The 17,615-nt window shown below is 40.4% G+C and carries 16 protein-coding genes; 1 reads left to right on the top strand and 15 read right to left on the bottom strand.

The genetic code is table 11. The annotated features are described in order from the left end of the window. Positions 1–91 precede the first annotated feature (91 nt). From ACX27_RS07760 to ACX27_RS32785, 3 genes are all read right to left on the bottom strand, one after another. Positions 92–862 (bottom strand): peptidylprolyl isomerase, encoded by a 771-nt coding sequence (locus tag ACX27_RS07760; RefSeq protein WP_062290541.1) that lies wholly within the window; start codon positions 860–862, stop codon positions 92–94. A gap of 394 nt (positions 863–1,256) precedes the next feature. Further along, positions 1,257–2,585 carry a tetratricopeptide repeat protein gene (locus ACX27_RS07755; protein ID WP_062290537.1) on the bottom strand — a complete coding sequence of 443 codons (1,329 nt, stop codon included), beginning with the start codon at positions 2,583–2,585 and terminating at the stop codon, positions 1,257–1,259. 210 nt (positions 2,586–2,795) lie between these two features. After that, positions 2,796–2,960 (bottom strand): hypothetical protein, encoded by a 165-nt coding sequence (locus ACX27_RS32785; protein ID WP_200929921.1) that lies wholly within the window; start codon positions 2,958–2,960, stop codon positions 2,796–2,798. A 431-nt stretch (positions 2,961–3,391) separates the two neighbouring features. Here ACX27_RS32785 and ACX27_RS07750 point away from each other — a divergent pair, with 431 nt between their 5' ends. Then, positions 3,392–3,586, top strand: coding sequence for a hypothetical protein (locus tag ACX27_RS07750; protein WP_062290536.1), 195 nt, complete (start codon positions 3,392–3,394; stop codon positions 3,584–3,586). Positions 3,587–3,938: 352 nt separating this feature from the next. On the opposite strand, the gene ACX27_RS07745 is transcribed toward ACX27_RS07750, so the two are convergent. The 12 genes from ACX27_RS07745 to devC all read right to left on the bottom strand — a co-directional run bounded on the left by ACX27_RS07745 (position 3,939) and on the right by devC (position 17,593). Further along, the gene (locus tag ACX27_RS07745) at positions 3,939–4,577 is read right to left on the bottom strand and encodes a heterocyst differentiation related protein (protein ID WP_062290534.1); all 639 of its coding nucleotides are present in this window, start codon (positions 4,575–4,577) and stop codon (positions 3,939–3,941) included. 300 nt (positions 4,578–4,877) lie between these two features. Beyond that, positions 4,878–5,675 carry a tryptophan synthase subunit alpha gene (gene trpA / locus ACX27_RS07740; protein WP_062290532.1) on the bottom strand — a complete coding sequence of 266 codons (798 nt, stop codon included), beginning with the start codon at positions 5,673–5,675 and terminating at the stop codon, positions 4,878–4,880. A gap of 180 nt (positions 5,676–5,855) precedes the next feature. After that, the gene (locus tag ACX27_RS07735) at positions 5,856–6,170 is read right to left on the bottom strand and encodes a DUF3007 family protein (RefSeq protein WP_062290529.1); all 315 of its coding nucleotides are present in this window, start codon (positions 6,168–6,170) and stop codon (positions 5,856–5,858) included. A gap of 24 nt (positions 6,171–6,194) precedes the next feature. Beyond that, the gene (gene ndhL, locus ACX27_RS07730; protein WP_062290526.1) at positions 6,195–6,407 is read right to left on the bottom strand and encodes an NAD(P)H-quinone oxidoreductase subunit L; all 213 of its coding nucleotides are present in this window, start codon (positions 6,405–6,407) and stop codon (positions 6,195–6,197) included. A gap of 1,042 nt (positions 6,408–7,449) precedes the next feature. Then, positions 7,450–8,946, bottom strand: a complete 1,497-nt coding sequence (locus tag ACX27_RS07725) for a beta-barrel domain-containing protein (protein ID WP_062290523.1) — start codon at positions 8,944–8,946, stop codon at positions 7,450–7,452. Positions 8,947–9,043: 97 nt separating this feature from the next. After that, positions 9,044–9,919: an SDR family oxidoreductase gene (locus ACX27_RS07720; RefSeq protein WP_062290519.1), complete on the bottom strand. Its 876-nt coding sequence runs from the start codon at positions 9,917–9,919 to the stop codon at positions 9,044–9,046. A 275-nt stretch (positions 9,920–10,194) separates the two neighbouring features. Then, positions 10,195–11,463, bottom strand: a complete 1,269-nt coding sequence (locus tag ACX27_RS07715; RefSeq protein ID WP_062290515.1) for a glycosyltransferase — start codon at positions 11,461–11,463, stop codon at positions 10,195–10,197. Between the two features lie 219 nt (positions 11,464–11,682). Next, positions 11,683–12,942: a glycosyltransferase family 2 protein gene (locus ACX27_RS07705; RefSeq protein ID WP_062290508.1), complete on the bottom strand. Its 1,260-nt coding sequence runs from the start codon at positions 12,940–12,942 to the stop codon at positions 11,683–11,685. A gap of 317 nt (positions 12,943–13,259) precedes the next feature. Further along, complete coding sequence (locus ACX27_RS07700) at positions 13,260–14,519, bottom strand: glycosyltransferase family 2 protein (RefSeq protein ID WP_062290505.1); 1,260 nt, start codon at positions 14,517–14,519, stop codon at positions 13,260–13,262. Between the two features lie 155 nt (positions 14,520–14,674). After that, positions 14,675–15,142: a DUF2141 domain-containing protein gene (locus ACX27_RS07695; RefSeq protein ID WP_062290502.1), complete on the bottom strand. Its 468-nt coding sequence runs from the start codon at positions 15,140–15,142 to the stop codon at positions 14,675–14,677. Positions 15,143–15,320: 178 nt separating this feature from the next. After that, on the bottom strand, positions 15,321–16,322 hold the full coding sequence (locus ACX27_RS07690) for an NAD-dependent epimerase/dehydratase family protein (protein WP_062290499.1): 1,002 nt from the start codon (positions 16,320–16,322) through the stop codon (positions 15,321–15,323). Between the two features lie 92 nt (positions 16,323–16,414). Then, positions 16,415–17,593, bottom strand: coding sequence for an ABC transporter permease DevC (devC, locus tag ACX27_RS07685; protein WP_062290495.1), 1,179 nt, complete (start codon positions 17,591–17,593; stop codon positions 16,415–16,417). Positions 17,594–17,615: the final 22 nt, after the last annotated feature.

Here is a 17,615-nt window from a genome sequence, read left to right as displayed (position 1 = left end):
TGTTGTAGATAAGTAAGTTGTACACAAAGTCCTAATTCTCCCATGTCCACCTACCTTGTCTATCCTGTCTTCCTTGTCTCCTAAGTCTCCCTTACCTTGATGCTTCAGATATAAAACTACCTACCGAGTCAAGCTGAAGCTGATATGTAACTTGCTGAGTTTGCTTCTTCAGCCATTCCGCAAATAAATATGCCACAATTTGTTGGCGCAATTGAGCATTTAACTCTGGCTGAATGATTTCCTCTACCAAAATCAAGTGGATTCCCCTTGATGTAAAAATTGGTTTGATAAGTTGGGGTGGCTGAACTGCAAAAATAGCCGCAGATATTTCTGGTAATAAATCTCGGCGACGAACTAACCCGCGATATCCACAAGCACGACGTAATTCTACATTTTCAATATATTGGTGAGCAACTTCATAAAAGCTAACTTCACCTTCTTTAATAGCGTAATAAAGTTCTAAGGCTAAATCTTCATCTTCTAAAATTACTTCATACATAATCACACCAGCATAGTCAAGTTGGTGTGCAAAAAAGTATTCTTCAACTTTATTTTCAAACAGATGTGCTGCTAACTTACCAAAAATGAGACTACTATAAGTAATTTTTTCAAAATCATCAAGAGACAAATAATTTTTTTCCAGCCATTGCCATGTTTCAGACGCACTATCAAGATTGTTAGCTAACCTAATTTTATCTGCTGCTTGCTGCAATTCCTCTGTTTCTACCTTAATTCCATTTTCTAAAGCAACAGCTTTCACAATATGATCAGCAGTGATTTGCTCAATAATTTCTGGCAGCTTACAAGATAGTTTTAGTTGATGTAAAATATCCTGACTGGTAATTAAGATAGAGTCTGTCATTTTAAATAGGAATTTCTAACAGTTTTATTTGATATGTGAATGAAAGAGACAAGGGGGAAAGGGTAGACAAGGAGGACAAAGTAGTGATGTTGGTAAATTACTTAAGATTGCTATAACAGTCCTCTTTGATTGATAAATTTGTAAGGATATAAGTAACTCGGTGAGAAAAAACAGAACTATGTTAAGAAAGGTTATTTAAACTAAAACCCTTTCTCCTCCTGTCTTCTGCCTTCTGGAGACACTTGCGTGGGCGGGTTTCCCACGCCAGTCGCTACAACAGAGGGAACCTCCGCAACGCGCTGGCTCGACTTGAGCAAAGTGTCGTCCTCCTGCCTTTTTCCAACTACAAATAGAATTACCAATTATTGATGACTGCCATAGCTTCATTGTTATCTTAAACTAATACTTTATCCGCCGATCGCTTTAATGCAGACAAGGATTCACTTTGGAAGTTAGGTGCGGCTTTGGGTTGTAATTGTTGCTTTTGTTCTTCCAGTTCTGCCAAACGTAAATTACTCCAATTTACCAGTCCGGGATTTCCCAAACTAGGAGCTATATTAGCTAGGTGTTGAACAACTGAGATAGCCTCTGGTTCGATTTGTAGAGAAGCCAGATAACAATCACTAGCTAACTCTAATTCACCCATTTTTTCATGACATTGACCAGCCATAAACCAAGCTACTGGAGTTCCTGGAGGGCCTAATCTTGTGGCTGAACGATAGACTTTTGCTGCTTCTTCGAGTTTGCCACGTTTGGTTAAAACTTCCGCCAATTCTAAATGATATCTCGGTTCTAGAGGCTCTAGCTGGACTATCAGACGTACTCGTTCTTCTGCTAAATCGAGATCCTTTAGCCATATAGACTCTTTAGAACGACTTTCCATACACAAGCTGAGATTTTCGCGGGCGACAACTTGTTGCAATTCATTTTCAGGTTTTAAACTTCTGGCGTGAGACTCGCATAAATCCATTTCTTCAACTACTTTCTGTTTATCTCTGCGTAAAAATGGCACAAAAGAAACAGAACGGTAGTACATACTCATCAACAAGTTATATTCAAACTCGTTGAGTGAAGGTCTTAAAATTTCAATGTCCTTGGTAACTTCTTCACGCCAAAACTCAGCTGCGGCTAAATCGCCAAATATTTTGGAATATTCAACTACCATTTGTAATCCGGCGTTGATTTTTACCTTACTTCCCGATGGTGCATGAGTAGCGATCGCAGCAATTTCTTGAATATAATCAAAGGTGCGATCGTCAAAGTGAGTAATCAAGCTAGAAAGCGCCCTACACCATGCAAGAGTAGCAAGTTCCACATTACTAGCAATTTCATCACTAGATATTTCTGGGATATACTCTTTCACGACTCGATGAAAGCACAAGCTACGTAATAAGTTCATCACCCGCAATTTGGTGATATTGGGTAATTCTTGATAATTAGATAAATACTCACAAAGCTTTTCCCAACGTTCAGTACGTAATTCTTTTGCTAACTGTAGTGGATGATTAACATGATATTGAAACATCCCAGTTTCTTTTACCAGAGATTCGCGAAAGAAAGGCGAGACATTAACTTGAACTGTATAGGGAAGTGTAGTGTTATTAATTAAACTATTATAACTAAATTCAATTCCATAATGATGAGGTTTACCGCCATTGAGAGGGCCTAAATCAAAATATTGTCGATTTAACCAAGCAATAGATGAACTATTAAGAGTTAGCATAATATCTCTCCTGATATTCATTATTATGTAGTTATTGCACTACTACAAAAATCTAGTAACAGTTTGATGAGTAACTAGACATTAGATGAATCACAGTGACATAGTTAATTTCATAACCTAATGTCACTGTGAAAAGTTCCTTTTAAAATAGTTTTGAAATCAGCAACAATGATTGTGTATTTCAGAACTATTTGGGAAAATTTTTCTATCTTACGCTAAGAAAGAAGACCATTTAGCAGCTGCAAAAGCAACACCACCACGTACAGTTGTGAAAGCTGTAAACTCTGGAGAATCTTTTGCAGATTTAGCCTTTAAGTCAACGATTTCATCAGCAGTTTTTTCGGATTTCAGTTGATTAATTTTAATTTCAGCCATGATAATAAACCTCAAGATTCAAGTTGTTTTTGTGGAGAAACTTTGTTTTGTCTCTTCCTATTAACATCATGCTTTCTTGAATCTTGAAATGCAAGAGAATGCCAAGCATAAATCGGGACAAAAATATCGCATTTTTTGGAGCTTAAATTAAAAGTTTAAGTTTATATTTACTAAATAAGGCACAAAAAGTTTAGGCCGGAGCAGAAGAACAAAAACTAATTCTGTAGACATATCTAGCATTTCTAAATCATTCCTGAACTAAAAGATCCCCGACTTCTCCAAGAAGTCGGGGATCTGAGCCTCTATAAGTTGCATCTTTATCAAGAAACGGTATTACTAGTGCAGTATGTCGGCAGAATAGAATTAATTATGTCTCTTTTTCTTCTTTTTCTTGTGCTTATACCAAATTGAAAAATGATTGCGACAGATGGATGGCTGAAAAACTTACCAATCAACCCTTACCCAATCCAATATCTGTCTTGAAAAGTTTGCTCAAGTCGAGCCAGCGCGTTGCGGAGGTTCCCTCCGTTGTAGCGACTGGCGTGGGAAACCCGCCCACGCAACGCCAGTTGCTTCAAGCCGGGAAACCCGTCCAACGCACTGGCTCAACTTTTCGCAAAATCTAAAATCCAAAATGGTATTAGCTGATTCTCATTAGGGACTTCCAAGCAAAAAATTTCCCATTATCTGCTAACAAGGAAGATCAGGGAGAAAATTATTTTTTTGATTACCCTTAAAACAAAAATAAAAAATTAAGCATCAAGGTAAAGATTTCACCTCATGCTTTATCTAAACTTTTTATCTAACAAGGCAAGCATTTTCTAAATAAGAATTCAGAACTCATAAGCCAGTATCTAGAACGAATTTCTCACGAACTCGTCTTTGAGTACCTGAAATATTAAGTTTCAAACCTTGCTCTTGGTAGGCAAAATTAGTATTAAATTATGATTCCTGGTTACAGAACTCCTGTGTTCTGAACTAGTGCATTTCGTCATACTCTGGTGCTTCAACTCGTCTGGCTTCTTGGCGAGAAGGCGGAAGAAACTCAGCTCGTCGTACAGGAACCAAAGGCGGAGTAGAACCTTGATAAGGATGAATTACCTGCACTGTGCGAGTCGGACGGCTGCGCGGCCCAAATAAAGCCAATACTCCAGCAACTACAATACCGCCACCAACAGTCAAAGTTGCGCCTCCCACAGCCCAAACAATTGGTGAAGTCCACCAAGCGTTTTGAGGTTGTAATACTTCAGATGCCGCTTTTTGGCTATTTTGCTGTGCTAATAACAACTGTTGGGCATTTTGATTGTCCAATAGTCGTTGGTTTGCCCCTTTTAGCTGTTCATTGTCGGTTCTTAAACGATTTAATTCAGCTTTTAATTGCTCAAACTCTGCCCGTAGCTCAGGCTGAGACGCGGTAGGTGGCTGAGTATTCGGGTACGGTTGTCCGTAGTTAGATGGATACTGCATAGGCGGCTGTAGCTGGGGTGCAACTACAGTGGGCATTTGGGGGGTAACAGTAAAGTTAGGTTGTAAGGGATTATTTGTTCCCTTGAGCAAAACAAGCGCCGCCAGCCCAGCCACAGCGACTCCACCGATAAATGCCATACTTTCACTCATCGCTTTTGTCCCTCAGCTGCGACGTAATTGTTTGTGACTGACACACTCTCACACTCATAATCTTTTACTTACTCAAATTCACCTAAACACTTAAAGTATAAGCGACAGTACCAGCTAGTTTTTTTACAGCCTGCAATCTGCTGTTAATATTCAAGACCATAAAGGTCAAATTGTCTACTAAATTAGGGTAAAAAAACTATACTGTTATACATTCTTAATCTACTTTTTCTGAGGTGGCAAGAAAGTCATGAGTTAAGAGTCAACAGTCATTTGTTCTTTCCTGGCTTTCCCTACTCCCGACTAACTGCGTAGAGCAGCTTTCAGGCTTTGGCAAAATTGGCCGATCGCATTTAATCCCTCTTCAGGAGTACCTTCTGCTAGACGTTTGACAAAAGCACTACCAACAATTGCGGCATCTGCTCCCCAATCTCTGACCTGAAGGGCTTGTTCAACATGAGAAATTCCAAAACCAACCCCGATGGGTTTATTAGTAACATTACGAATTTGCTGGAGTAAATCCGATACGCGTGTTTCCATTTGCGATCGCATCCCAGTTACCCCAGTCACACTCACTAAATAAATAAATCCTTGGGAAGCACGAGCGATCGCTTCGATTCTATCAGCCGAACTAGTAGGCGCTACCAATAAAGTTAAATCAATCCCGATCTCATCAGCAGGTTTGAGCAAGCCAGCCGCTTCTTCTAAAGGTAAATCAGGTACTACCAATCCTGCTACCCCAGCCTTGGCAATTTGCTGGAGAAAATTTTCAATACCCCGGTGCAGAATTGGGTTGTAATAAGTAAACAAAATAATTGGCGCTTGCAAGCTGGGGGTAATATCTTGCAACATTTCCAGAACGTCTTCTAACTTGGTTCCCTGTTGCAAAGCGCGGGTAGCAGCCGCCTGAATCACTGGCCCATCCGCCAGAGGATCAGAATAAGGTACACCGAGTTCAATCAAGTCAGCACCGCTATTATCTAAAATTTTCAAAGCGGATGCGGTGGTTGCTAAATCTGGATCACCAGCAGTAATAAACGGAATCAGAGCGCACTCTTGATTCCGTTTTAAGGTTTCAAAGCGATCGGAAATGGCGGTCATTAGTCAAAAATCAAAAGTCAAGGGTCAACAGTCAAAAGAATGAATCAGTAACGAGAAAACGGATAGTACCGATGGAAGTCAATATCTTTGAATCCCAGAACTAGAAACACTATTCCCTGTTCCCTGTTCCCTGTTCCCTTCTTCACCGACTATTGACTATTGACTCATAAAATGATCACTTTAAATCTGAGATTGTTTTTCTTGTTCAACCTCGGCTTGAATTTTTGCTAGTTCTTCTGGCGTAAGTTCTTCCAACCGCTTTTGGAAAAACGCTTGTTCATAGTCTTCCCGTTGCTGATGGTAGGTCATATTTTTATTCACAGCGCGGTAAACATAAGTGCTTACCCAACCAACCAAGCCAATCACCACTAGCACAGCTTGGCTCCATATCCCAGCTTGTTGAGCATCTAAGCCAACAAGTTGTAATCCCACATAAGCCAAGCCACCAGCAATAAAAATGCCTAAACCAATTCCAAGAGCGTCGATGCGTCGCATGAGAGTTATGACCTACCAATCTTGTTAAGCTTCAATTTTGCGCGGTTGTGGTCGCAGGTTCACAAAGGGCGACAGAACCAACAAACCGGGAAAGAAGAAGAAAACCAAAAAGTACATAAAAGCACGCTCAATAGAGGTAGCTGCATACCATCGCAGCTTCATGTAAAACATTACAGCCACAGGGAGGACTAATAAATAAGCGCCAGCCAAAATCAGATACAGCAGGGCTACGATCATAGGTTTTCTCTCTTTGTAGACAAGGCCATTTGGTGCATCTGTTTTTCATCATAGGCTGAAGAGTCCTATTTATGTAACTGTCCAAAAATTCTGCTCTTTTGCTGGACAAATTTTAGGATAGTGCTACAATAGCAAAGCCAGTATCTGATGTGTGTACTTGTAACACCAAGGTAAAGATGCTTGTCTAAAGCGATAAATTGCAAAAAGTAATGCGATCGCCCAACACAGACAAAATTTTTTTTTACCTAGTTCACAAAATGCACAATTGATGGTGGAATAGATGAGGGAGTATTTGTTACCTCCAAAAAATAAATGACTCCTAAATAAACTTGGGGGTGTGGCGGAATGGCAGACGCTACGGACTTAGAAAACTGAGCCTTGATGAAGAAATTCTTCAAGTGGAAGCTCTCAAACTCAGGGAAACCTAAATCTGTTTTCAGACAAGGCAATCCTGAGCCAAGCCTAAAACAAGTGCTGAGTTAAAAGTGCTGAGTAAGTTTAAAATTCATACTTTTGAACTTAAACTCAAAGTTTTAGGAAGGTGCAGAGACTCGACGGGAGCTACCCTAACGTAAAGGCGAGGGTAAAGGGAGAGTCCAATTCTCAAAACCAAAAGGTAGTTAAAACTCCTAGGTAGTAGTGAAAGCTGCAAGAGAATGAAAATCCGTTGACCTTAAACGGTCGTGAGGGTTCAAGTCCCTCCACCCCCACTAAAAACAAAGTTAAACAAAGCCTGCTTTGTGACTTTACCCATAACTTTGCCGCGATGGTAAGCTTATGATGCCAATGAAAGGCGGCTAGATCATGCTTCCAGGTTTTAAAAGTCAAGATAAAACTATAACAGTTTATATAGCAAAATCATGCTAAAGTTGCGATCGCATAAGCCGAAGCAGCAGAAACTGTAAAGTTAGGCTGCGGGTATGAACGTAAACGCAGTAGCGAAGGAGCCGCTTTGCGTCTACACTTCGCTATGGCTACGTATTCTACGGGAAGGCTGACGCTTAGGTAATGACAAGCGTTTGGTCGGACATGATATAACTTGTTACCTAACAGAAAAAGCTTCGCTAAATCGGCGAGTTACGGGTTCGATAAGGAAAGTTAAAATTGATTTCTTGCGCGTGACAATTTCTCCTGTAGCCACCATACCTGGTGTAAATACTACTTCTTTACCCCGTACGTTTAGGGAATGTTTATTCATTTGAATTCTGGTGGGGAAAACCAAACCCAAATCTTTATCAACTACGGCGTTGGGGCTAACTTGTACTACTGTGCCATCAATAGTGCCGAATTCTTGGAAAGGAAAAGTAGCCATTTTAACCTTTGCCTTCATCCCTGGACGAATAAAACCAATATCGCGGTTGAGGACTTTCACCTCTAGTTCTAATTCTTCGCCATCTGGCAAGATAGACAGTAATTCTTCCCCTGATTGTACAGGGCCTTTGGTAGCCTTAATTCTGTAGATTGTCCCAGCCACAGGTGCTTTGATGGTTTCTCCGTCTTGCTGCTTTTTCGCCTGGGCTAATTGACCAGAGACGGTGGTTAATTCTTCTTTGCGCTTGTTCATTTGAGTCAAAATTTCACTTTGACGCTCAGATGTTACACGTTGTGCTTGATTACGCGCCCCTTGAAAAGCTTCTTCGGCTTGACGGACTTCTTGGACTTGGGCTGCAATGTCTTTTTCGAGAGATACCACTCGATCTTGTGCTTCTGCGACTCTATTACTCGCGTTGGTTACTTCATCTTCTGCACGAGTGACATCTGTAGTAGCACGATTTAATCTTTCTTGAGCTTCTAAGTAATCAACTCTAGGGACAGCACCAGGAGTAATCAAGGTGCGGAGTTTGGTTTCTCGATTTTTGGCAATTATTAATGCTTCTTTGACTGTTGCGCGGATATTTTGAGCATTAGCTAAGTTAGCTTTGGAGTTAACTAATGCAGTTTTGGCAGTTTCTAAATTTTCTCGCAATCTTGTCAAGCGGACTTTTGCTTGGTCGAGGAGGGCGCGTTGGCGGTTAGCTTCGGCTTCGGCGCTGGCTTGACGTGCTTGATAATCGCGTAAGCGAGCAGTCAACAGTTCATCTTGTAGTTTCTCACCAGTGCTTTGACCGCCGATGCGTTCTACATCCAAACGCTCTAAGTCATCTTTAATCAATTTGCTAGATTCTGTCAGGCGGTTTACGTCTGTTTTTTGGAAATCGGGGTCACGTTCAACTAACACTTGATTTTTGGTCACCCGATCGCCTTCTTTCACCTTCACCGCTAAAATCATCCCATTCCCTAGGGATGTCAAAGGTCTGACTTGAGTTGAAGCAATTAATTCCCCTTGAGCGATCGCTACTTCGTCAATTTCCGAGAAATGCGCCCAGGCGATTGTGCCGAATAACGCTAAACTAATGGTTCCAGCTAAAAATCTAGTATAAAGCGGTGGCAATTCTTGAACTGCCTTACCTAACTCATAAGACAGTTGATCCTCTGGCTTGGCAAATCGCTGTTTTGTTTGACGCGCTTGAGCAGCATTGGCAAATAGGGGAGAAGTCATAAATTTTTAAATTTAATAGGAGGGATTAGGGGCTAAGGGTTAGGGACTAGAGGCTAGGGATTGGTCTTAAACTAACCTATAACCTCTACCCCCTGATTTAAACTGCTAAATAGCGTCGTAAAAAATTTTCCAACGTTTCTAATTGAAAATTGAAAATTCTCTCTAAGTTAGCTATTTCATCTTTTTTACAGAAAAATTCATTAGATAGCAATGTACGATAAGTCCCCAAAGCTGTTTGCGTTTGCGGACTGAACAAACCAATAAAATTTCTGACCCCATCCACTAAAAAAACTGGTGGGTTGATGACTATCGGTTCTCTGTTAAAAATTCGACCAAAAATTTGTGGAATATCTTCCCGTTGCAAAATTTCTGGCCCCCCGACTGGCAATATTTGATTACGCGCCTCTGTAAGTTTGACAGAATCGACTATCATTTTTGCTAAATCGTCTGTACTCACAACTGAGCTACGATTTTTGCGATCGCCAATCAATAAATACAACCCTGTTTCTCGAAATTGTTCTGCCAGTGGCAGCAAATTTGATGCTAGTCCAGATGGACGTAAAATTGTGTAATTTAAGCCACTATCTACTAAATATTGTTCGACTGCGCGTTTGGCTTTAAATACAGGCGCATCTTCATAGCCGCGATCGACTCCCAATACAGACACAAACACAAAATGCTGAACTTGGTTAGCTTTTGCTTGGTCAATCAGTTCTATGTTGGCGCGATAATCTAGTGAGAGTGCATCGCCATCAGAACCGTGAGTGCTGATAATATATTTGACACCTTGAGTAGCTTTTTCTATATCTCTGGCTTGGCGCAAGTCACCAATGAAGATTTCTGCACCCCGATGTTCTAACTCACTATAACGTGAGGTCAGGCGCACAAATGCCCTGACTGGTTGTTCCTGTTGGCGTAGCAGTCGCACAACACGACGACCAATTCCCCCCGTTGCTCCTGTTACTAGAAACATATAAATACCTAAAATTAATATACTTAGAGTCTACTGATGGATTCTCGAACATCAAGTATGAGCATATTTGTATATTAACTAGGACTTACACCACGAGATAATAAATCATCGATTTTAGCGATCGCTCATTTACCCAGTAAAATGGCCCCTGATTTTTGTATATTAAATAACTATAGTCACTTTGACGAACTCTTGTTACCAGAAGCATGAAAAATAAAGCAATCCCAGATTATTTGGGATTGCTTTATTTTTAGCTAATTGGAGCGGTGTTCAAGTTATCCGACAACTGTGGGTTTTCGTGGTTGAGATGTTTGCACTACTTCGTAAAGTCTGGCCTCAAACTTCTCCATACAAGCAGACCAATCATACTGAAGAATAGAAGGACGGGCTTGTTCGCTCATTGCGACTTTGAGTTCAGGATTTTCTAAGATAGCGATTACCTTGTGAGCAAAATCTCTAGGGTTATTTGGTTCCGCTAAAAAGCCATTCTGACCAGGAAATACTTGTTCTGATGTTGAGGGTGCAGTCACCGCTACTACAGGAGTTCCTGAAGCTAAGGCTTCGTTAGTTGTGGTGCAGAAGTTTTCTGTTACTGAAGGGTTCACAAATACATCTGCACGCGCAAACCAGCCTAAAAGTTCTGTACCGTGTGACTCACCCCAGATAGTAATACCAGAACCAAATTTTGCTGCTCGCCGACGAATTTCGGCATCTAAGGGGCCGCTACCAACAATCACTAAATGCACATCAGGAATTTTAGTGGCGATGATGGGAAAAGCATCTATTAATTGAGTAACATTTTTTTCGGCTGTAACGCGTCCTACAAATAATAGGGTCGGTCGATTGTCATCAGGTATTGGGTTATAAACGATGTTCTGGGGATGAAATTTTTCGCAATTAATTCCTTGATAGGGAAGATATTCACTACGTTGACATTGGAGGTTTTGGTATTTTGCAAGCTGTTCTTTAGAAGAAAATAAATTCAGGTCGTAAGATTCACTAAACTGCCTAACTATCAAAGGAATAATTGGGCGGAGGAGGTTAAAAAATGTATCTCCTAAATAATATTTGATGTAGGCAACAATATCAGTATGGAAAACTGAAATAATTGGAGTATGAGTTTTTTTTGCATATTCTACTCCAACAGGGCGACCATAACCTTGCAAAAAGGCTGAATATACTCCCCGCATTTGGGCGGCTTCTTCAACCACAATAATATCTGGTTGAAATTGTTTTAGTAGTTTATTATCACTCCAATGACGATAGTTTAATGGTTGGGGGAGAGACTTATAAAATATTAAAGGCTCTGTGGGGAATATATATGAATAAAAAGTCGGAAAAGACTTTAATTCATCTAGCCCTGGCATGGGGCGATCACTCACTTTTTTGGGGTATTTATCGTTAATTTCTGGATGAACAAGTAAAACTTCATGTCCTTGTTGTAACAACCAGCGAACTCTTTGATGAACTGCAACGGAAACTCCTGTCAGAAAAGGAGAATACAATCCTGTAAACAGCGCAATGCGTAGCTGTTGCTTTTGCATGATTTTAGTTAGTTTGTTAATTTTTTATCGGAGCCAACTTGCAAAACTGAACTACTTGCTCACACCGAAAAACGCTAATTTGAGGATTTACGCATTGCTAGAGAAATTCCTGGAAGAAGAAGTCAGGAGTCAGAAGTCAGAAGGATTAATAAATCAGCTTCTTACCACACTCATTACTGAGTGTTGAATAGCAAGAAGATCACATCTGACTTCTGAATGTTAGAGAGAAACTTTGCGATCGCTTGGTTGATCTTGTAAATGATAAGGACGATATTCTACAAGACGGATATTCCAAGGGCCTTGAACTTGATATATCACACCACGCCAATGGACTGTCGGCATCTGAAACGATGCTAACATAGCTAACCCATAAATCCATTGTGTGAAGGGCAGAGTTATAGCAATTTTCCCAATTACGGCTGCTGAAAGTTTTGTTACCTGTTGACCTTGAGCGCGAATTTCTGGCTGGACTCCTAACTCTAAAAAGAGGATCAGCATCACTAAAGCCAACATATAACTGACATACCAACTCAAAGCTAAATTGGCACTGTCTCCTTCTCCAATCAACAGAGCTGCGAAAAATACTACCAATAAAAGATTCGGTAGCAAAATTGTGAAAATCACATCAGTAGCTACAGCTATCCATAAAGGATGGTACAAGCGAGAAGATAGCAATTGACGTTGAAACCAGTATCTTAAACTCGGTAAATCGCACTCTTCCCTATTCAACATAATCAAAGAAGGCACAAACTGAACTTTGAGTTTATGCTTACCTAAGACGCTACGAATCATCGTATCTTCGCCAAAGGCTTTACTCCACTTATCTAGCAGTCCAGTTTGATGAAGTACAGAGGTTTTGATTGCTAAAGTTCCACCCCAAGGAATGCCATAAAGAAACATCTGTACGAGTGCAGAAACATTCCAGATATAGCGGACTACAGTACCCCAATACCTACCTGTTGGAATGTACCAACGATTTCCTGTGGTTGCACCAACTTTCGGGTTATTGAGAGGTGTGACTAATTCCCGCAACCAATTGAGATGCACGACTGTATCTGCATCAACTAAAGCCACAACTTCGTAAGACTCATCAAGTTCCGAGACAGCTTGAATTAAGGAACTACATTTGAGGCTGCAACTATTACGAACTATTTTGAGTGGTTGGATATCAACGTTAGTCACCCCTAGTTCATTGATAGTATTGTGGGCTATTTGCCATGCTGGGTCTTCGATGCTATCCACAACCAACTTCAAATGATAGTTAGGGTAGTTTTGATGAAGTAGCGATCGCAAGCAATTTGGCAAAAACGGATCAGCACCACGCAAGCAAAGAATTACTGCCGTTTTTGGTAGTTCTTCATCTAGTAATGGGTCTTGTGGTCGTGAAGACAAACACCACAACAACGCCAACACCGAACACACCTGAATTGCTAACCAACTCAACAAGCACCGAGACAAAAATATTATTAACTCATTCATGTTTGAGAAACCCTACGCAATTGCATCTGATAGAAAAGCTATAAATAGCTTTTGTGACTCATGAAAAATAACAGTCAACTGACGCAGGATTTACACAGAGTTCGTTAGGATTTTGGACTTTTAGATCCCCGACTTCTTCAAGAAGTCGGGGATCTGACGATTGACGATTAAAGCCGCTATAAATCTTGTTTAGTCTCTAGTACAGCTTGGCGTAAATAAAAGACCATCAGTAATTGCTAAAAGAATTGTGGTATTACCATTCTTTCTTTTGAATTTTTACTTTTTACTTTTGCCTTGTTGTACTAGCTCCTTTTGATTCACAAAGATATTTTGCTATCTACTGGTTGATCCAAAAAATCATAAGCTTGATATTCAACTAAGCGAATGTTCCAAGGGCCTTGGACACGATAAATAACACCCCGCCATTTAACAGTTGATTTCAATAAAGACTTAAGCATGGCTAAACCATATACCCATTGTGTTAACGGGATGGCAATCAACATTTTTAATATTGTGCCGATGGATAATTTTGTCACTGACTGACCTTGATGTAAAATTACTGGTCTGACTCCTAACTCTAATATCAACATGAGTAAAAGTAGTCCCAGAGTGTAGATGCTATAAGAGCGAAATAATAAGGCTGCGGTTTGCCATTCTTCATCCCACAAAGAGGCTATTAACAAAACAATTGTGATTGCGGGAAATAAAATGCTAGAAATTACATCACCAACTATAGCTATCCATTGCGGATGATAAAGTCGAGAGTATAAAAACAGTCGTTTGAGATGATCTATTAAGCCGAGTAAATCAGACTCTTCCCGATTTAACATCATCAAAGAAGGCACAAACTTGATTTGCATTCCATGTTTTTTCAAAACTTTGTGCATCATCAAGTCTTCATTTAAGGCTTTACCCCACATATCCAGTATTCCGGTGTGGCGTAGTAGTTGTGTTTTGATGGCTAAAGTACCGCCCCAAGGAATGCCAAATAAAAACATCTGCACAACTGTAGAAACATTGCCTGCATAGCGGACTACAGAACCCCAATATTTACCAGTTGGTATATACCAACGATTACCAGTCGTCGCGCCAACTTTGGGATGAGATAAAGGGCTAACTAATTCTCGCAACCAGTCGGGATGAACTACCGTATCAGCATCCACAAAAGCGACAACTTCGTAAGCATCATCTAATTCAGCAAAGACTTGTAAAAGGGCGCTGCATTTGAGGCTGCAATTGTGGCGAATTACCCTTAAATAGCTGATATCAACATTAGTTGCGCCTAGCTGATTGATAGTATCGTGGGCTATTTGCCAAGCTGGATCTGTTTGACTATCGACAACTAGTTTTAAATTATATTGTGGATAATTTTGCGTCAGAAGCGATCGCAAACATTCCGGTAAAAACGGATCAGCTCCACGTAGACAAAGAATCACCGCCGTTTTGGGTAGCTGCTCATCGGCTAATGAGCTTCTTTTGCTGAAGCGCAAGTAGAACAAGAAAACAAGTGCTAGACACACCTGAATAGCCAGCCAACCCAGCAAAGACTTAGACAGGAATATCGTAAATGCTTCCATGTAATTGAGATGTGAGGAGGAGTTGGGGAGATGAGGGTGAGGCGGGTGGCAAGGGTGACAAGGGCGAGGGGGAAGACAACGGTGACAAATATATTTTCTACCTTGTCTACCTTGCCCCCTTGTCCACCTTGTCCCCCGTGTCTCCCTTGTCCCTCTTATGGGTCAAGAGAGTATTTCATGACAATATTGATGCTGGTGTTTTTGTTAACTACAAAACTAGCGTCACGAAATTTTGGTGTACCTGTTTGAACAGAAACAGTAGGATTTTTAGAAATACCAAAGCCTTCTTTGGGGATACCGAAAAAGTCTGTATTTAATTTGCGATCGCCATTTTGGTCGTCAACAATTGCTACTGCATAAGTACCATGTTTTAAACCAGAAAATTTCTTAACTACAGTATTACCTGTAATTTTGGCGCAGCCGCTTTGAACTTCACTTTTATCGCTCATCGGGAATCCTTTTTCCCCAGCGTAAATGCGGAAGCACACATCACCTTTTTGATGACGAACATTTTTGACGACAATAGTTAGTGTTGCGGTTTGTTCTGCGGTTACGGGTTTAATACAATAAATGCTGATTAAAGAAGAAAGCACAAAGTAAGACCAACGTGCAATGTTACGCATGATGATTCATTAATTTGGTAATTTTGACAATTAGGAAAACTTCTAAATTCTTATCTCTGTATTTTCTGCGCCTTTGTGGTTTATTTCTGTTAACGAACCGCAGAGACACAGAGATAAGTTGCGTGCGCGGGTTCCCCGCGTTGAGCAAACTTCGAGAGGACTCAGAGAAGAGAGCCGTCTATTTGGCTAGTTTTTGGATATCTGTCTTCTGCACCCATTCAGATGTTCTACGCAAGCCTTCTTCTAGATCAATTTTGGGCTTGTAATCTAACAAAGTTTGGGCTTTAGTAATAGAATAAGCGTAGGGGCGAGTCATAAAATCAACTGATTCTGGGAGAATATCAGCTTTTTTGCGAAATAATTTTTGTCCTTGGCTGCGGATTTTGAGAAATAGCTTAATTTCATCTTTTGGTACAGACATCGGAGCCTGTAAACCTTCAGTTGCAGCCAAGCGCATAAAATACTCTTTCCAGGAAGTTTGTTGACCGTCGGTGATATTAAAAACTTCGCCGTAAGCTTCTTTTTGGATGGCTAAAAAGATGGCATCAATCAGATTATCTATATACAGATGGTTGATGACTCCTTGACCATCGTTAGCATAAGCAAATAGCTTTTGACGCATCATCAAAAGTGGTCTGATAATCCAAGGGATGCAGCCAGGGCCGTAGACATCGCCTGCACGAATCACAATCACACCAAAGTCTGGTGGAGCGTTGAGGGGTATAAGTTCTTGTTCTGCTTCGATTTTGGTCTGACAGTAAGGATTATTATCACCAGATAAAGGGCCAGTTTCGCTTACGCCATCAGGATAATCAAAGCCATACACCATCGCACTAGAGAGGTGGACGAAGGTTTTAACGCCAGCGTTTTTGGCGGCTTTTGCTATGTTGAGAGTACCATTAACATTGATTTCCCGAAACTCTTTGATGGGGCCAGCTTCTTGGGTAAGTTGGGCTGTGTGGAGAACAATATCTACTCCCTGACAAGCTTTTTGGGCAATTTTTGGGTCAGTAATGTTACCAGCGATCGCTTCTACATTGAGATTTTGTGGTATCTTGCGATCGCTAGAACTTTGCAACCCGCGCACCTTCATTCCCTGCGCTATAGCTAACTCGGCTGCACGCAACCCGATAAAATCATCAATCCCAGTAATCAGGAGAGTTTTTTTGTCTAAGTTCATCAGGGGTTATTATTTTACTAAAGTTTGAATTTCATCTGGAAGTATGAATGCTTAAAAATGAATGTTATTTTAGACTTCATACTTCACACTTCTTAGAAGATATCTGCTGGGTCAGCAGAACGTAATTTGTTAATAGCAAGTGCGCCAGATGTGATACACATTAAGACTGCTGAAATAAACACTATCAAGGCATTTGTACCATTCATCATGATGGGTAATTTTGTTGCTTCCATTGCAAAGTCATACAAAATTATGGAAGTAATAAACCCTGGAATATATGCAAGAAATGCCAAGATTAATGCTTGTTGAAATACCACTTTTAACAAATAAGAGTTGGGATAACCAATGGCTTTCAATGTCGCATAAGCAATAAATTGAGTGGCAATATTACTGTAGAGAATTTGATAGACAATCACCACACCTACAACAGAAGCCATTGTTAACATTAGGTTCAATATGAAACCAATTGGCGTTCTATCTGCCCAATATTGTTTCTCAAAATTTATAAAGCCTTGACGAGTAAAAACTAGAACATCATTAGGTAAATTGGCTTGCAAATTCTTTAAAACTTTTTCTTTATCGGCATCAGGCTTGAGAGTAATTACACCGATGTCGATTTTTTCTGCTGGACGAGTATTTGGATTTATCCGCAGAAAAGTTGAGTCGCTGACAATTAAGTTACCATCTACACCAAAGGAAGGACCTAAGCTAAATAGCCCACCTACTCGCACGTTATAGCCAATGGGGCCATCAAAAGGAAAGATTTCAATGGTTTGTTCAGTATCTCCCTTATCAAAATTCGCAGCAATTGGCCCAAATTCTGGACGAGAATTTCTGTCAAAAAGCATGACATCAGGAATTTTGAGCTTGTCTAAATTCTGCTCAATTTCTGGGATATTCAGCACCGGATTTCCTGGGTCAAAACCAATCACATAGATAGAATATTTCTCGCCATTGACAGGATTTTTTAACTTGGCAAATTGCAAGTACATAGGGCTGACAGATTCAACCCCTTCAAACCCTAAAGATTGATATAAACGAGTACGAGAAAAGCTTTGATTAGATGTCAAAGACTTATATTGTGCGCTAACTAAAAATAAGTCCCCGCGTAAGCTTTGATGTACTGCGGTGGCACTAGAATACAGTGCATCTTGAAACCCTAGCTGGACAAACATTAGTAGCACAATGAAAGCAATCCCGGCTACAGCAACGACAAAACGAATCTTTTGTTGAGCAAGCTGTAGCCATGCTAAAGGAATCTTGAAATTCATGGATTCATTTGTTATTTGTTAT

This window comes from Nostoc piscinale CENA21 (assembly GCF_001298445.1).
GTDB classification, from domain to species: Bacteria; Cyanobacteriota; Cyanobacteriia; order Cyanobacteriales; family Nostocaceae; genus Nostoc_B; species Nostoc_B piscinale_A.
The sequence above is the reverse complement of the archived record's forward strand: the minus strand, read 5'-3'. Positions and strand labels throughout refer to the sequence as shown.

Bases quoted from the DNA above. Each gene is read 5' to 3' on its own strand.
- ACX27_RS07760 (WP_062290541.1), bottom strand. From the start codon at position 862: ATGACAGACTCTATCTTAATTACCAGTCAGGATATTTTACATCAACTA.
- ACX27_RS07755 (WP_062290537.1), bottom strand. From the start codon at position 2,585: ATGCTAACTCTTAATAGTTCATCTATTGCTTGGTTAAATCGACAATAT.
- ACX27_RS32785 (WP_200929921.1), bottom strand. From the start codon at position 2,960: ATGGCTGAAATTAAAATTAATCAACTGAAATCCGAAAAAACTGCTGAT.
- ACX27_RS07750 (WP_062290536.1), top strand. From the start codon at position 3,392: ATGGCTGAAAAACTTACCAATCAACCCTTACCCAATCCAATATCTGTC.
- ACX27_RS07745 (WP_062290534.1), bottom strand. From the start codon at position 4,577: ATGAGTGAAAGTATGGCATTTATCGGTGGAGTCGCTGTGGCTGGGCTG.
- trpA (WP_062290532.1), bottom strand. From the start codon at position 5,675: ATGACCGCCATTTCCGATCGCTTTGAAACCTTAAAACGGAATCAAGAG.
- ACX27_RS07735 (WP_062290529.1), bottom strand. From the start codon at position 6,170: ATGCGACGCATCGACGCTCTTGGAATTGGTTTAGGCATTTTTATTGCT.
- ndhL (WP_062290526.1), bottom strand. From the start codon at position 6,407: ATGATCGTAGCCCTGCTGTATCTGATTTTGGCTGGCGCTTATTTATTA.
- ACX27_RS07725 (WP_062290523.1), bottom strand. From the start codon at position 8,946: ATGACTTCTCCCCTATTTGCCAATGCTGCTCAAGCGCGTCAAACAAAA.
- ACX27_RS07720 (WP_062290519.1), bottom strand. From the start codon at position 9,919: ATGTTTCTAGTAACAGGAGCAACGGGGGGAATTGGTCGTCGTGTTGTG.
- ACX27_RS07715 (WP_062290515.1), bottom strand. From the start codon at position 11,463: ATGCAAAAGCAACAGCTACGCATTGCGCTGTTTACAGGATTGTATTCT.
- ACX27_RS07705 (WP_062290508.1), bottom strand. From the start codon at position 12,942: ATGAATGAGTTAATAATATTTTTGTCTCGGTGCTTGTTGAGTTGGTTA.
- ACX27_RS07700 (WP_062290505.1), bottom strand. From the start codon at position 14,519: ATGGAAGCATTTACGATATTCCTGTCTAAGTCTTTGCTGGGTTGGCTG.
- ACX27_RS07695 (WP_062290502.1), bottom strand. From the start codon at position 15,142: ATGCGTAACATTGCACGTTGGTCTTACTTTGTGCTTTCTTCTTTAATC.
- ACX27_RS07690 (WP_062290499.1), bottom strand. From the start codon at position 16,322: ATGAACTTAGACAAAAAAACTCTCCTGATTACTGGGATTGATGATTTT.
- devC (WP_062290495.1), bottom strand. From the start codon at position 17,593: ATGAATTTCAAGATTCCTTTAGCATGGCTACAGCTTGCTCAACAAAAG.